The organism is Pantoea sp. X85 (assembly GCF_029623675.1).
GTDB classification, from domain to species: Bacteria; Pseudomonadota; Gammaproteobacteria; order Enterobacterales; family Enterobacteriaceae; genus Pantoea; species Pantoea leporis.
Map to the genome: position 1 here is coordinate 4,172,187 of NZ_CP121108.1, position 14,965 is coordinate 4,187,151.

12 protein-coding genes are annotated in these 14,965 nt (G+C 56.3%); 5 read left to right on the top strand and 7 right to left on the bottom strand.

Translation table 11 applies throughout. The features are described 5' to 3' along the window. Positions 1-13 precede the first annotated feature (13 nt). From rbsK to P6287_RS19545, 6 genes are all read right to left on the bottom strand, one after another. Positions 14-943, bottom strand: coding sequence for a ribokinase (rbsK, locus tag P6287_RS19520; RefSeq protein ID WP_101763925.1), 930 nt, complete (start codon positions 941-943; stop codon positions 14-16). Positions 944-1,007: 64 nt separating this feature from the next. After that, positions 1,008-1,883 (bottom strand): ribose ABC transporter substrate-binding protein RbsB, encoded by an 876-nt coding sequence (rbsB, locus tag P6287_RS19525; RefSeq protein ID WP_137386809.1) that lies wholly within the window; start codon positions 1,881-1,883, stop codon positions 1,008-1,010. A gap of 26 nt (positions 1,884-1,909) precedes the next feature. Continuing rightward, complete coding sequence (gene rbsC, locus P6287_RS19530; protein ID WP_008106756.1) at positions 1,910-2,881, bottom strand: ribose ABC transporter permease; 972 nt, start codon at positions 2,879-2,881, stop codon at positions 1,910-1,912. Next, positions 2,878-4,386, bottom strand: a complete 1,509-nt coding sequence (rbsA, locus tag P6287_RS19535) for a ribose ABC transporter ATP-binding protein RbsA (RefSeq protein WP_101763923.1) — start codon at positions 4,384-4,386, stop codon at positions 2,878-2,880. Before rbsA ends, rbsC begins: the two co-directional genes overlap by 4 nt. Positions 4,387-4,393: 7 nt before the next feature. Beyond that, positions 4,394-4,813 carry a D-ribose pyranase gene (rbsD, locus tag P6287_RS19540; RefSeq protein ID WP_101763922.1) on the bottom strand — a complete coding sequence of 140 codons (420 nt, stop codon included), beginning with the start codon at positions 4,811-4,813 and terminating at the stop codon, positions 4,394-4,396. A 172-nt stretch (positions 4,814-4,985) separates the two neighbouring features. Next, positions 4,986-5,381, bottom strand: coding sequence for a YgiW/YdeI family stress tolerance OB fold protein (locus tag P6287_RS19545; protein WP_277974300.1), 396 nt, complete (start codon positions 5,379-5,381; stop codon positions 4,986-4,988). 180 nt (positions 5,382-5,561) lie between these two features. Here P6287_RS19545 and qseB point away from each other — a divergent pair, with 180 nt between their 5' ends. Then, complete coding sequence (gene qseB, locus P6287_RS19550) at positions 5,562-6,224, top strand: quorum sensing response regulator transcription factor QseB (protein ID WP_137386813.1); 663 nt, start codon at positions 5,562-5,564, stop codon at positions 6,222-6,224. After that, the gene (gene qseC / locus P6287_RS19555; RefSeq protein ID WP_277974301.1) at positions 6,221-7,552 is read left to right on the top strand and encodes a quorum sensing histidine kinase QseC; all 1,332 of its coding nucleotides are present in this window, start codon (positions 6,221-6,223) and stop codon (positions 7,550-7,552) included. The genes qseB and qseC overlap by 4 nt, the downstream gene beginning before the upstream one ends. An 11-nt stretch (positions 7,553-7,563) precedes the next feature. On the opposite strand, the gene kup is transcribed toward qseC, so the two are convergent. Next, on the bottom strand, positions 7,564-9,432 hold the full coding sequence (gene kup / locus P6287_RS19560) for a low affinity potassium transporter Kup (protein ID WP_101763918.1): 1,869 nt from the start codon (positions 9,430-9,432) through the stop codon (positions 7,564-7,566). A gap of 297 nt (positions 9,433-9,729) precedes the next feature. Here kup and ravA point away from each other — a divergent pair, with 297 nt between their 5' ends. The 3 genes from ravA to ovoA all read left to right on the top strand — a co-directional run bounded on the left by ravA (position 9,730) and on the right by ovoA (position 14,877). Then, a complete protein-coding gene (gene ravA, locus P6287_RS19565) occupies positions 9,730-11,226 on the top strand; it encodes an ATPase RavA (protein WP_192414269.1) in 1,497 nt (498 codons plus the stop codon). Continuing rightward, positions 11,223-12,683, top strand: a complete 1,461-nt coding sequence (gene viaA, locus P6287_RS19570; RefSeq protein WP_192236792.1) for an ATPase RavA stimulator ViaA — start codon at positions 11,223-11,225, stop codon at positions 12,681-12,683. Before ravA ends, viaA begins: the two co-directional genes overlap by 4 nt. 67 nt (positions 12,684-12,750) lie before the next feature. Then, positions 12,751-14,877, top strand: coding sequence for a 5-histidylcysteine sulfoxide synthase (ovoA, locus tag P6287_RS19575; RefSeq protein ID WP_277974302.1), 2,127 nt, complete (start codon positions 12,751-12,753; stop codon positions 14,875-14,877). Positions 14,878-14,965: the final 88 nt, after the last annotated feature.

Sequence of the window (14,965 nt, forward strand, 5' to 3'; positions counted from 1 at the left end):
GGTAGCCAAGCGCTTAGCCCTGTTGTTGCAGGAAGGCGTCAATCTCAGTGCGCCACGGCACTGAGGGCTGCGCGCCCGGACGCGTCACCGCAATCGCAGCGGCGGCATGGGCGAAACGTACAGCATCATGCATCGCCACACCTTCCAGACGTGCGGTAATAAATGCCCCGTTGAAGGTATCGCCCGCTGCGATAGTATCGATGGCCTGCACGCTGAAGCCCGGAATGCGCACGCCGTTGCCTTGCTCACTCAGCCACACACCGCGACGGCCTAGCGTGATCAACACGGTAGCAATACCTTTCGCATGCAATGCCGCAGCAGCACGCGCGGCATCTTCATCGCTCTTCACCGCAATGCCGGTGAGAATTTCAGCTTCGGTTTCATTTGGCGTGATGATGTCGATAAGCGCGAGCAGCTCATCAGAGAGCGCCGTGGCCGGTGCGGGATTCAGGATCACTTGCGTCTGCTGCGCACGCGCAATCTTCGCGGCGGCCAGAACGCTTTCCAGCGGAGATTCCAGCTGCATCAGCAACGCATCAGCATCGGCAATCACCTGCTGATGCTGCGCAACGCGAGCCGGCGTCAGCGCGGCATTGGCACCGGAATAGATGCCGATATTATTTTCGCCTTCGCCATTCACGAAGATCATCGCTACACCGGTCGATTCATCTGCGACAGTTTCAACCGGTGCGGTATCAATGCGGTCTTGCTGCAACTGCTGACGAATACGCTCGCCAATATCATCAGCGCCTACACAGGCAATAAAAGCAATGTCTGCACCGGCACGGCCCGCAGCCACAGCCTGATTGGCCCCTTTGCCGCCAAAAGCAATGTGATACTGTTTCCCGATCACCGTTTCGCCCGGACGTGGAAAATGGGCGAGGTTAAGGATGTGATCGGCATTGATGCTGCCGAGAACGGCCAGTTTTGCGCTTGTGGTCATTGGGATTCATCCAGAAAGATGCGCCACCAGGACGGTGGCGCGTTGCCCTGCTTTTCTTTACTTATTATTTGGTCACCAGCTTCAGGTCAACCGGATTAACCGCCTGCACCTTCTCGCCTTTCAATACTTTATCGGCAGTCTGCACGCCAATCATACCAATCTTGTCTGGCATCTGCGCCACAGTCGCGGTCAGTTTACCCGATTCTACGGCTTTCACACCGTCAGCGGTGCCGTCAAAACCCACCACCAGCACGTCGGTTTTACCCGCGGTTTGCAGCGCACGCAGCGCGCCCAGCGCCATTTCATCGTTCTGAGCGAAGACCGCCTGCACATCCGGATGTCCCTGCAGCAGGTTCTGCATGACGTTCAGACCTTTAGTACGGTCGAAGTCAGCAGGCTGGCTCGCCAGGATATTGAATTTATGGGCATCGGCTGCCTGTTTGAAGCCTTCGCCACGCTCGCGCGCCGCAGAAGTACCGGCAATGCCTTGCAGTTCAATAATTTTCGCGCCATCGCCCAGTTTTTTGGCGATGAAGTCACCGGCCATTTTGCCGCCGAAGCGGTTGTCAGAAGCTACGTGGCTCACCACGGTGCCTTGTGCTGCTACGCGGTCCAGCGTGATCACCGGAATATTCGCCTGGTTCGCCATCTTCACGGCGTTACCCACCGCATCAGAATCAGTTGGGTTGATCAGCAGCAGCTTGGTGCCGCGCACCGTCAGATCCTGCACGTTCGCCAGCTCTTTCGCCGGGTTGTTCTGCGAATCCAGCACCACGAGGTTATAACCCAGTTGGTCAGCTTCTTTCTGTGCGCCATCTTTCAGTGACACAAAGAACGGATTATTCAGCGTAGATACCACCAGAGCAATGGTGTCCTTAGCCATCGCGCCAGCACTGAGGGTGGCGCCAAGAATGACGGCCAATGCAGTTAACTTTTTCATTTTTAAATCCTGTGTGAAGGTCAGAGTTATTTACTGCTTTTGTTATCCACCAGCACCGCTAGCAGAATGACGACGGCTTTAACAATCATTTGGTAGTAAGACGATACGCCCATCAGATTCAGGCCGTTATTCAGGAAACCGAGGATCAACGCACCAATCAGCGTGCCCATGATGCGACCTTTACCGCCCGCCAGGCTGGTACCGCCCAGCACCACCGCAGCAATCGCATCCAGTTCATAACCGGTGCCCGCTGTAGGTTGTGCGGAAGAGAGACGCGCCACTTCGATGGTGCCCGCCAATGCCGCCAGCAGGCCGCACAGCGAATAGACGATGATTTTAACGCGATTAACGTTGATGCCCGACAAACGCGTGGCCGCTTCGTTGCCACCCAGCGCATAGATGTAACGACCAAGGCGCGTGTGATGCAGCATGTACCACGCCAGCCCGAACACCGCGACCATCAGCCACACCGGCGTTGGAATGCCCAACGGGCGACCGATACCGAACCAGCCGAACAGATCGGCGTTATCGTTAAAACCGGTATTGATTGGGCTGCCGTTGGTGTAAACCATGGTGACGCCGCGCAGCAGCAACATCATCACCAGCGTGGCGATGAAAGCCTGCACCTTGCCGCGCGCCACAATCACGCCGGTAATACCGCCAATCGCCGCCCCCAGCGCCAGCGAAGCCGCAACGGCCACCAGCGCATTCACCTCCAATCCGACAATCGATGCCGCCACCGCGCCGGTCAGCGCCAGCAGCGATCCCACCGATAGATCAATGCCCGAGGTCAGAATCACCAGCGTCATGCCGACCGCCATAATGGCGTTGACCGACGTCTGCTGCAGAATGTTGAACATGTTGGCCAGCGTGAAGAAGTTCGGACTCTGGCTGGCAACCACGGCAATCAGCACGATCAATGCAATCAGTGATTTCTGCTCCAGCAGCCAGGCTTTGCTAAACCAACGACGGCTGGCGGGTAAGGTTTGGGTGCTCATACAACTAACTCCTCGCTGTGTTGCTTACCGACTGCCGCCGCCATCAGGGATTCCTGGGTAGCTTGCTCACGGGAAAATTCGCCACTCAGATGGCCTTCATGCATCACCACGATGCGATCGCTCATGCCCAGCACTTCCGGCATTTCCGACGACACCAAAATGATGCTCAGCCCTTCGGCTTTAAACTGGTTAATTAACTGATAAATTTCTTTTTTTGCCCCGACATCGACGCCGCGTGTCGGCTCATCAAGAATCAGCACATCGGGGCGCGTCATCAGGCCACGCGCAATCGCCACTTTTTGCTGATTACCGCCAGATAGCAGACCAATCGGCTGCTCCATTGACGGGGTTTTAACGTTGAACAGGCGGATAAAATCGCCCACCGCCAGCTGCTCGTCGCTGTGGCGCAGGTTGCCCGCGCCAGTGCTGAAATAGCGCAGCGCGGTCAACGACATGTTCTCTTTCACCGACATGCCGAGCACCAGACCATCGCGCTTGCGGTCTTCCGAGATATACACAATGCCGCTGGCGAGGCCATCCTGCGGAGAGCGGGTCACGATCTCGCGGCCGTTCAGCGTCACTTTGCCTTTGCTGCGCGGCAGCGCGCCGTACAGCACTTTCATCAGTTCAGTACGTCCTGCGCCCATCAGACCCGACACGCCAAGGATTTCCCCTTTGCGCAGCGTAAAGCTGACGTTATCAACGCCCGGACCGCTGAGATTTTCCACTTTTAAGCGGATCTCGCCCGGCTGTTGATCGATACGCGGATATTGATCTTCCAGCTTGCGGCCGACCATCATCTCGATCAGGCTCTCTTCGCTGAGATCGCACACCGCGCGTTCGGCAATAAACTGCCCATCGCGGAACACGGTGACGTCATCGCAAATCTCGAAGATCTCTTTCATGCGGTGCGAGATATAGACGATGCCGCAGCCTTGCGCTTTCAGTTCATTGATGACGCGGAACAGCGACAGCGTTTCGGTATCAGTCAGCGCATCGGTCGGTTCATCCATAATGATGACTTTCGACTCGAAGCTGAGCACCTTGGCGATCTCGACCATCTGCTGATCGCCAATCGACAAATCGCCCACCAGCTTGTGGCTGTCGAAACGCAGATTGAGGCGCTTTAATAGCGCATCCGCTTCGGCATACATCTTTTTCCATTCGATGCGGCCAAAGCGGTTAACACATTCGCGGCCAAGGAAGATATTCTCGGCAACAGTCAGCTGCGGAATCAGGTTCAGTTCCTGATGGATAATGCCAATGCCTGCTTCCTGCGACGCTTTCGGGCCAGAGAACGCCACATCCTTACCCAGCCACTGCAGAGAACCGGCATCCATGCTGTAAATGCCGGTCAGCACTTTCATCATGGTGGATTTGCCCGCGCCGTTTTCACCCACCAGCGCCATCACGCGTCCCGGATAAACGGCCAGCGATGCGCCATTCAACGCCTTCACGCCAGGAAACGACTTTTCAATTCCTTTGAGTTGCAATAACGGTTGCATAGCGGCCTCAGAAGGTCACGCCGGCGCTCAGGATGACATTCGCATACGGAGAACACTCTCCGCTGCGAATGACCGCCTGACTACGCTGCGTATGTTGTTTGAATTGTTCATGGCTGGTGTAACGGATGGTGATGACATTCCCCTGGTGCTGTTGCAAGGCTTCGAGCACGGCGAGCAGTGCGCTGTGGAGCTGCGGATTGTGCTGCTTAATCTCCTCCGCCATCAGGGCGCTTTCGACCTGCATCTCCTGCGTGACAACGTCAACTACCTGTAGAAATTCGGGCGTACCCGGCGTTAACGCCAGATCGATGCGCTGTGGACCGGCCGGAATCGGCAAGCCTGCATCTGCAATCGTCAGCGTATCGGTGTGCCCCAGGCGAGCAATCACATGTGAGACTTCAGCGTTTAACAAGCGACCTTTTTTCATTTATTCCACTCCACAGCGAAACGTTTCGCTGATCGGGAGTGTATAAAATGCGCACGGCAACTCAATGGCGGCATCACGGAAATGTGATCGCCATCGAAACGTTTCGCTTGTGCCGGAGAGAATTTGAGTTTGGTGGGATTTTGGAGCCGCTGCTGCGGCCCCGAAGATGGCATTAAGGCAGTTTACGTACCTGTTTCACGTCCAGTTCGATGGAGTTGAAATCTTTATCCAGTTCGCCGGTCAGTTCTACCTTATCCTTCGGCGTGATGGTCAAACCGTTCCAGCGTTTATGATCGATTTCAACCTTCATGGTGCCGGTGGCATCACGGAACTGATAATCCTCATCACCGATTTGCTTCTCAAGCGTACCGCGCACGGTAATCCAGCTATCGTCTTTCATCTCTTCGGCCTGTTTCACCGTGACAACGCTGGTGTTATCGGCTTTGAACCCGCCGGACTTCACCTGCGCGGATGGCGCATTGGGATCAACAAAGCCACCTTGCTGAGCGGCAAGAACCGGCGTGGCGGCCAGGGCGACAATCGCTAACAGAGCTGCAGACTTTTTCATAATTCACCTCTTTTCCATGAATGTGTCGGTTTACGGGAGCTATTTCACCATAAGGTTCTTAACAGGATCTTAAGAGAATCCGTTTGGCTAACATTCATGAAAAATAGTCTATTTGACGGGATTTTCGCTGTACAAGAGCAATTGTGCTTCGTATAACTCCGCTTAACAAAAGGAGAGTTGATGCGCATTTTACTGATTGAAGATGACACGCTGATTGGCGACGGTTTGAAAGTCGGGTTGACCAAACTCGGTTTCAGCGTGGATTGGTTTGTCTCCGGCGAAGCCGGATTTCAGGCGTTGACCGCCGCGCCCTGGGACGCAGTGGTGCTGGATCTGTCGCTGCCCGAACGCGATGGTCTGGATATCCTGCGTCAGTGGCGCCAGCAAGGACACGATGTGCCGGTGCTGATTCTCACCGCGCGCGATGCGCTCGATCAGCGCGTCCAGGGATTACAACTCGGCGCCGACGATTACCTGTGTAAGCCGTTTGCATTAACAGAAGTGGCGGCACGCTTGCAGGCGTTGATCCGCCGCCGTCATGGGCAACTGCAGCCGGAACTGAAACACGGCAACGTGGTAATGGCGCCCGGCAGCCACAGCGTGCTGTGCGATGGCGAACCCGTTAGCCTGAAAAGCCGCGAACTGGCGCTGCTGGAACTGTTTCTGCGTAATCCTGGCCGCGTGCTGACGCGCAGTCAGCTGGAGGAGAAGCTCTACAGCTGGGATGAAGATGTCTCCAGCAATGCGGTGGAAGTGCACATTCATCATCTGCGCAAGAAACTCGGCAGCCAGTTTATTCGTACCGTGCACGGCGTCGGTTATACGCTGGGAGCGGCGGAATGAGTCTGTTTCTGCGCCTCGCCATCGGCTTTGTGCTGCTGATTATAGTGTGCGGCGGCCTGGCCGGCCTCAGCGCATGGCATCAAACCCGCGATACGGTGAACGAGCTGTTTGATACTCAGCAAATGCTGTTCGCCAAACGGCTGATAGCGCTCGATCCCACCTCGCTGCAGGACGTGACGCTGCCGAAAACCAAAGCGATCCTGCGCCATCACCGCGGCGATCAGGATGATGATGCGCTGGCATTTGCCATTTTCAGCGCGGCAGGCCAACCGTTGTTGAACGACGGCGAAAACGGCCGCGATCTGCAATTCGATCATCAGCGCGATGGCTTTGTTGATGGACGACTGCGCGGCGATAAAGACAGCTGGCGCCTGGTGTGGCTCACCTCCGAGGATAAGCGTTATCGCGTGGTGGTCGGGCAAGAGTGGGAATACCGCGAAGATATGACGCGCGATCTGGCGCTCAGCAGCCTGCTGCCGTGGCTGATCGCCATGCCCTTTATGTTGCTGTTGCTGCTGGCGCTGGTGTGGTTCGAGCTGCGCCCGTTGAAACGCCTCACGCTTTCCCTGCATCAGCGTGCGCCGGATGATGCCACGCCATTGCCGGACACGCGCTTGCCTAAAGAGGTGAAGCCGCTGGTGGTGGCACTTAACGGTTTGTTCAGTCGTATGGCGCATCTGGTGCAGCGCGAACGTCGTTTTACCTCCGATGCCGCCCATGAACTGCGCAGCCCGCTGGCGGCGCTGCGCGTGCAGAGTGAAGTGATTCAACTGGCTGATGATGATGAGGCGATGCGCAAACGCGCCATTCAGCAACTGGATAGCGGCATCGTGCGCGCCACGCGTCTGGTGGATCAGCTCTTAACGCTGTCACGCGTGGAAGCAGACGATCTGCGCAGCGAGTTTCAACCGGTGGCGCTGGCGCCGCTGCTGCAAAACCTGCTGGCGGAGCACTTCCCGCAGGCAGAACAACAAACCACCGCTTTGCAGTTCACCAGCCATGCCGAACCGGTGATGAACGGTCATCCGCTGTTGCTGGGGTTGATGGTGCGCAATCTGCTGGATAACGCGCTGCGCTATTCGCCGTCGGGCAGCACTGTTGATGTGCAGCTCAATGCCCGCGCCATTACCGTTGATGATAACGGGCCAGGCGTCAGCGATGAGCAGTTGATAAGGTTGGGTGAACGCTTCTGGCGACCGCCAGGACAGGCGCAAACCGGCAGCGGATTAGGGCTTTCCATCGTGAAAAATATTGCCCAGTTGCACGGCGTTCGCTTGCAGTTCAGCCAGCGCGCCAGCGGAGGATTGCGCGTCACCTTAAGTTGGTGACGCGCACAGCGTTAAATCTCGACCTGGGTTCCCAGTTCGATCACGCGGTTCGGTGGGATTTCAAACTGATCGGGCGCGCGCAGCGCATTGCGTTGCAGCGCGAGGAACAGCTTGCCGCGCAGGCGCAGATACCACGGACGATCGCCGATAATCAGCGATTCATGCGACATAAAGAAGGAGGTTTCCATCATGCGGCAGTTCAGGCCTTCAAGACCGCAGCGGTGGAAAATCTCTTCGACGTTTGGCGTTTCGCGCCAGCCGTAACTCGCCACCACGCGCCAGAAGGTGGGCGACAACTGTTCGATAGTCACACGACGGACGTTGTGCACGTAAGGCGCATCTTCCGTACGCAGCGTCAGCAGCACCACGCGCTCATGCAACACTTTGTTGTGCTTGAGGTTATGCAGCATGGCAAACGGAATCACATTCAACGCACGCGACATATACACCGCGGTGCCCGGCACGCGTACCGGCGGCGATTTCTCCAGCGATGCAATCATCGCTTCCAGTGAATTGCCGTGCTCATGCATGCGACGCAGCAGACGGAAACGCTCGCTTTTCCAGGTAGTCATGATGATGAACATCATCAGCGCCAGCGTCAGCGGCAGCCAACCGCCGGAGAACACCTTGATCAGGTTGGCGGAGAACAGCGACACATCGATGATCAGCATGGCAATCAGAATCAGCACCACCAGATAGCGGTTCCAGTGCCAGTTTTGAATCGCCACGGTAGAACAGAGAATGGCGGTCAGCACCATGGTGCCGGTGACCGCGATGCCATAAGCCGCCGCCAGATTGCTGGAGTGTTCGAAGCCGACAATCACAATCACCACCGAGAAGTAGAGCAGCCAGTTAATCACCGGAATGTAGATCTGCCCGGACTCCTCTTCTGAGGTGTGCACAATGCGCATCGGCGGCAAATAGCCGAGACGCACTGCCTGACGCGTTAATGAGAACACGCCGGAAATCACCGCTTGCGAGGCGATCACTGTGGCTAAGGTGGCGAGAATCAACATCGGGATCAGCATCCAATCCGGCGCAAGCAGGAAGAACGGGTTTTTGATCGCTTCAGGATGTTTGAGCAGCAGCGCGCCCTGACCAAAGTAGTTGAGCACCAGTGAAGGCAGCACCACGATAAACCAGGCGAGACGAATCGGGAATTTACCGAAGTGGCCCATATCGGCATACAGCGCTTCCACGCCGGTAATCGCCAGCACCACGGCGCCCAGCGCGAAGAAAGAGACACTTTTGTATTGAATAAAGAAGTGCAGCGCCCAGTAAGGATTCATGGCGTGCAGCACGTCAGGATTATTAATGATGCTACGCGCACCCAATACGGCGAGGATGATAAACCACAGCAGCATCACCGGCGCGAACAGCTTACCGACAATGCCGGTGCCGTGCTTCTGGATGACAAACAGCAAGGTCAGCACCGCAATCGCCAACGGCACGATGTAGGTATCGAGGCTCGGCGCGGCAATTTCCAGACCTTCTATCGCCGATAACACCGACACCGCCGGCGTGATCACCACTTCCCCGTAGAAGAAGCTGCCGCCGATCAGGCCCATGATCACCAGTATCGCGGTGGCTCTGGCGCCGGTGTTTCGTCCGGCCAGTGACATCAGCGTTAAAATCCCGCCTTCACCGGCGTTATCTGCACGCATTACGTAGCTGATGTACTTTAGCGACACCACCAGAATCAGCAGCCAGAAAATCAGCGACAGGAAGCCAAAAACCGCTTCGCGCTCCACGCCAAATCCAAACTGACCAGAGAGGCATTCACGCAATGTATAGAGTGGGCTGGTACCGATATCGCCATACACCACGCCAATTGCCGCCAGCGTGACTGCCCCAAGGGACTGTTTCTTATCCGAGCTCATAAGTTGTCTTTTGTTGGAGCCGGAGGCGCTTGCCTTCCGCTCAAGCCATCAAAAAGCGCACAGTATGCACATATTCCCAAAAAAACCTACTCTTACAAAGTGTCACCATCGCGTCGGTGACGCGGTTTTTCGCCGAAAATAGCGCCAAAAAACCGTTGGAAGCGGCGAGTTTTCTCGCATCAACCTTCTGAAACAAAAAAGCTGACGGCTATCAACGCAATCGCGCATGATAATCAGTAGAGTATTGCGCTCGCCAGACTATGACGGCACCAGGATCAAAAGGATAATGATGTGATTATGGCTCAACCCCATCTTTTGGCAGAAAGAATTTCTCGCCTGAGCAACGCTCTGGAAAAAGGGCTGTATGAACGCCATCATGCGATCCGCCTCTGTTTGCTGGCTGCCTTAAGTGGCGAAAGTGTGTTTCTGCTCGGGCCGCCGGGCATCGCCAAGAGTCTGATTGCCCGCCGATTGAAATATGCCTTCCAGCACGCCCGCGCATTTGAATACCTGATGACCCGTTTTTCCACCCCCGAAGAGGTGTTTGGCCCGCTGTCGATTCAGGCACTAAAAGATGAAGGGCGTTATCAGCGTCTGACCAAAGGTTATCTGCCGGATGCCGAAATAGTCTTCCTCGACGAAATCTGGAAAGCCGGCCCGGCAATTCTTAATACCTTGTTGACTGCCATTAACGAACGCCGCTTCCGCAATGGCGACAGCGAAGAAAAAATCCCAATGCGCCTGCTGGTTACCGCTTCCAACGAATTGCCGGAAGCCGATAGTGGCCTCGAAGCGCTGTATGACCGCATGTTGATTCGCCTGTGGCTGGATAACGTGCATGAGAAGCAGAACTTCCGCAGCATGCTCACCCACCAGCAGGATGAAAACGACAATCCAGTGGCGGAATCGTTGCGCATCAGCGACGAAGAGTATGAGCAGTGGCAGAAAGGCATCAGCCAGGTCAGTTTGCCGGATCATGTGTTTGAACTGATTTATCAGCTTCGTCAGCAGTTAGAAACGCTGCCGGACGCGCCGTACATTTCCGATCGTCGCTGGAAGAAAGCCATTCACCTGTTGCAGGCTAGCGCCTTTTACAGCGGCCGCGTGGCCATCGCGCCCATCGACTTAGTGCTGCTGAAAGATTGCCTGTGGCATGACGTGGCGTCGATGAAAATGCTGGATCGCGAAATCGATACGCTAATGTCGCAACATGCGTGGCAGCAACAGGCGCTGCTACATAAGCTGCAGCAGATCAAAAGCCGCCAGCTGGCGCTGCAACAGCAGCAAAGCGTGGCGCAAGCGCTGACGCTGGAGAAACACAGCGGCATGTTCAGCCGCAAACCGCACTACGAATTACCCGCCGCCATCACCGATGATCAACTGACGCTAATGCTGCAACAACCGTTGATGCTGCACGACATGCAGGTGACGCACATTCTGATTGGCCGCGAAGCGCTGGATCAGTGGCTGCTGAAGGGCGGTGAAATCCGTGGCAAGCTGAACGGCATCGGCTTTGGTCAGACGCTGGATATGCTGGTGGATACTCATCACTGTTTGACGCTGCGCGATGCCAGCCTGCAATCCACGCGTCTGACGCTGCCGGGCGCCAGCAGCAGCAGCGAGATGCCGCAGGAGATCGCTGATGAATATGACGCGCTGGAAACCCAGCTGCGCGCGCAGCGCACGCTGTTCAGCCAGCATCAGCGCTGTCTGTTCATTAGCGATGACTGGCTGGCGCGCATCGAAACCAGCCTGCAGGATGTCGCGGAACAGCTGAAACAGGCGAGAAAATGATCTCACTGGAGACGCTGAGTGCGCTGTTGTCGATTGGCGAAACCGAGTTAATCGAAGAGCTGATTATCGCGCTGCTCGCCTCGCCGCAACTGGCGCTGTTCTTTGAGAAATTTCCCCGCCTGAAACAAGCCATGATGCGCGATCTGCCGCGCTGGCGATCGGAGATCGCCGAGCAGATCAAAGTCACGCCGGTGCCAGAAGCGCTGGCGCAGGAGTTTCAGCTGTTTCAACAGATGCAGCTACTCAGCACGCAACATTTCACCCAGCAGTTACCCAACATTATGACGCAGCTGAAAAGCCTGCCGTCGCCGTTCATCGAAGAAGCCAGCAAACTGCTGCTGAATGCTGAAAGCGACCAGCTCAGCAACGCGCAACACACCTTGTTCCTGCAACGCTGGCGTCTCAGCCTGACGCTGCAAACGCTGACGCTGAATGAAACCCTTCTGGAAGAGCAGCGCGAACGCTTGATGGCCGAGCTGCAGCAGCGCATGGCGATCAGCGGTCAGCTGGCGCCGATCCTGACCGATGACGATGAAGCCGCCGCCGGACGCCTGTGGGATTTAAGCAAAGCGCCGCTGCAGCACGGCGATTATGAACTGATCGTGCAGTACGGCGATTTCCTCGCCCAGCAGCCGGAATTGATGAAGCTGGCGCAGCAGCTGGGTCGCAGCCGCGAGGCCAAATCGGTGCCGTCGCAGGATGCGCCGCTGGAAGCGTTTCACCAGCTGGTGCGCGAACCGGATAACGTACCGGAAGAAGTCAGCGGCATTCATCAAAGCGATGATGTGCTGCGTCTGTTGCCACCTGAGCTAGCGGCATTGAGCATTAGCGAATTAGAGCTGGAGTTTTATCGGCGTTTAGTCGAGAAACGCTTGCTGACTTATCGTCTACAGGGCGATGCGTGGCACGAAAAAATCACCATGAGTCCGGTCAGCCACCAGCAGCATGAAGAGCAACCGCGCGGCCCGTTTATCGTCTGCGTTGATACGTCCGGATCGATGGGCGGTTTCAATGAACGCTGCGCCAAAGCCTTTTGCCTGGCGCTGCTGAAAGTGGCGCTGGCGGATAAGCGCCGCTGCTACATCATGCTGTTTGCTCATGAAGTGATCGGTTATGAACTCACCGCTGATAACGGCATTGAGCAGGCGATCCGTTTCCTCAGCCAGCGTTTTCGCGGCGGTACCGATCTCGCTGCCTGCCTTGCGGCGGTGGTGAAACGCATGGAAGGCAGCGCGTGGCAGGAAGCGGATGCGGTGATCGTTTCGGATTTTATTGCCCAGCGTTTGCCGGACGACATCGTCAGCACCATTAAGCAGCGTCAGCGCCAACATCAACAGCGCTTCCACGCGGTAGCAATGTCGCTGCATGGCAAACCCGGCATTCTGCGCATCTTCGATCACATCTGGCGCTTCGATACCGGCCTGAAAAGCCGTCTGCTGCGCCGCTGGCAGCGCTAATTCATCTGGCGGAAATGCTAATTTGCTATATTGATAAGTTCGAGCATTTAGCAAACTGGAGCACCTTGTGACGACCGCCCAACTTCCCGCACCGACCCGCACGCTGAAACTTTCCGGCCAACACTCCGAACAAAAACGGGCCGAGCTGCTGGCGTACTTCACCCAAACCTGGGAACTGTATGAAAGCTTGTTTGATTGCCTGGCGGACGAGCGCGCCTGGTTTAACAAAGCCATTTCGCTGCGCCATCCGCTGATCTTCTATTTTGGTCACACCGCAACCTTCTACATTAATAAGCTGATGGCAGGCCGCTACCTCGATCAACGCGTTGACGATCGTATTGAGGCGATGATGGCGATCGGCGTGGATGAGATGAGCTGGGACGATCTCAACGACAGCCATTACGACTGGCCGACCATCGCAGAAGTGCGCGACTATCGTGGCAAAGTGAAAAGCCTGGTGAGTGAGTTTATTCGCACCATGCCGCTGGAACTGCCGATCGACTGGGACAGCCCGGCGTGGGTGATTTTGATGGGCATCGAACACGAACGTATTCATCTGGAAACCTCCAGCGTGCTGATGCGCCAGTTGCCGATTGAATGGGTTAAGCCGCAGCCGCACTGGCCAGTTTGCCCGCAGGCGCGTCACGATCGTCAATCGGTACCGGAAAATTCTCTGATCGCGATGCCCGGCGGCCGTGTGCAGCAGGGCAAAACCGACGACACTTATGGCTGGGATAACGAATACGGTAGCCAGCAAACCGAACTGAAGCCGTTTAAGGCCAGCAAAATGCTGGTCAGCAATGCCGAGTTTTATCGTTTTATTGCGGCGGACGGTTATAACGATCGCCGCTGGTGGGATGACGAAGGTTGGGGCTGGCGTGAATTTTCCGGTGCGCAGATGCCGACATTCTGGGTCGGTGACGAAAAGCTGCCCGATCAGCTAAAACTGCGCGTGCTGGCCGAAGAAGTGGCGATGCCGTGGGATTGGCCAGCGGAAGTGAATCAACTGGAAGCCGCCGCGTTTTGTCGCTGGCTGGCGGAAGAGACCGGTAAATCTGTTCAGCTTCCCTGCGAAGCCGAATGGGCGCAGCTGCGTGAGCAAGTTGGCGGCGATCAGCCGGACTGGACTGAAGCGCCGGGCAACATCAATCTGGCATACTGGGCTTCCTCCAGCCCGGTCGATCGCTTCGCACAAGGTGAGTTTTACGACATCGTCGGCAACGTCTGGCAGTGGACCACGACGCCAACCAACGGTTTCGAAGGCTTTAAGGTGCATCCGCTCTACGACGATTTCTCCACACCCACCTTTGATGGCAAACATGCGCTAATCAAAGGTGGCAGCTGGATTTCCACCGGCAATGAAGCGTTGAAATCTGCGCGCTACGCTTTCCGTCGTCACTTTTTCCAGCACGCCGGTTTCCGCTATGTCGTTTCTTCCCATGAAGAGAGCATGACGCTCAATCCTTATGAAACCGACAGCATGGTGTCGCAGTATCTCGATTTCCAGTACGGGCCGAGCTACTACAACGTACCCAACTACGCAGCTGCGCTGGTGGAAAAGCTGCTGCCGCACTGTACTGCGCTTGGTCAGGCGCTGGATATCGGCTGTGCCACCGGGCGGGCCAGCTTTGAATTGGCGCGACACTTCGAGTCAGTAACGGGCATGGATTACTCGGCGCGCTTTATTGATGTTGCGCTGCAGCTGACCTCCGGTGAGGATTTCCGCTATGTGGTGCCCGAAGAGGGCGATCTGGTGGAGTATCGTCAGGTGCGGCTGAAAGAGTTTGGTCTGGAAGCTGAGCAAGCGCAGCGTATTCAGTTTGTGCAGGGCGATGCCTGTAACCTGAAGCCGCAGCCGGACCGTTACGATCTGGTGCTGGCCTCTAACCTGATCGATCGTCTGCGTCAGCCAAAACGTTTCCTGCAGGATGTCACGCCGATGATCCGCGCCGGTGGTTTGCTGGTGCTGTCATCGCCGTATACCTGGCTAGAAGATTTCACGCCGAAAGAGAACTGGCTGGGCGGTGTTCGCGAAAATGGTGAAGCGCTGACGACCTATCAGGCGCTGCAGCGTCTGTTGCGTGATGCCTTTGACGAAGTGGCACCGCCGCAGGATGTACCCTTTGTGATCCGCGAAACGGCGCGCAAATTCCAGCACACGCAGGCGCAAGTGACCTTCTGGCGTAAGCGCTAAAAAGCAGGCAGACAACGGCATGGCTGTTGTCTGCACCTTGCCTGCACCGCTAATTTGCTGCACATTCTCCTCTATTCATAGAAGAAGA

What these genes read in the sequence shown, in the direction of transcription:
- rbsK (WP_101763925.1), bottom strand. Translation starts at nt 943, where the DNA reads ATGACCACAAGCGCAAAACTGGCCGTTCTCGGCAGCATCAATGCCGAT.
- rbsC (WP_008106756.1), bottom strand. Translation starts at nt 2,881, where the DNA reads ATGAGCACCCAAACCTTACCCGCCAGCCGTCGTTGGTTTAGCAAAGCC.
- qseB (WP_137386813.1), top strand. Translation starts at nt 5,562, where the DNA reads ATGCGCATTTTACTGATTGAAGATGACACGCTGATTGGCGACGGTTTG.
- rbsB (WP_137386809.1), bottom strand. Translation starts at nt 1,883, where the DNA reads ATGAAAAAGTTAACTGCATTGGCCGTCATTCTTGGCGCCACCCTCAGT.
- viaA (WP_192236792.1), top strand. Translation starts at nt 11,223, where the DNA reads ATGATCTCACTGGAGACGCTGAGTGCGCTGTTGTCGATTGGCGAAACC.
- qseC (WP_277974301.1), top strand. Translation starts at nt 6,221, where the DNA reads ATGAGTCTGTTTCTGCGCCTCGCCATCGGCTTTGTGCTGCTGATTATA.
- P6287_RS19545 (WP_277974300.1), bottom strand. Translation starts at nt 5,381, where the DNA reads ATGAAAAAGTCTGCAGCTCTGTTAGCGATTGTCGCCCTGGCCGCCACG.
- rbsD (WP_101763922.1), bottom strand. Translation starts at nt 4,813, where the DNA reads ATGAAAAAAGGTCGCTTGTTAAACGCTGAAGTCTCACATGTGATTGCT.
- ravA (WP_192414269.1), top strand. Translation starts at nt 9,730, where the DNA reads ATGGCTCAACCCCATCTTTTGGCAGAAAGAATTTCTCGCCTGAGCAAC.
- rbsA (WP_101763923.1), bottom strand. Translation starts at nt 4,386, where the DNA reads ATGCAACCGTTATTGCAACTCAAAGGAATTGAAAAGTCGTTTCCTGGC.
- kup (WP_101763918.1), bottom strand. Translation starts at nt 9,432, where the DNA reads ATGAGCTCGGATAAGAAACAGTCCCTTGGGGCAGTCACGCTGGCGGCA.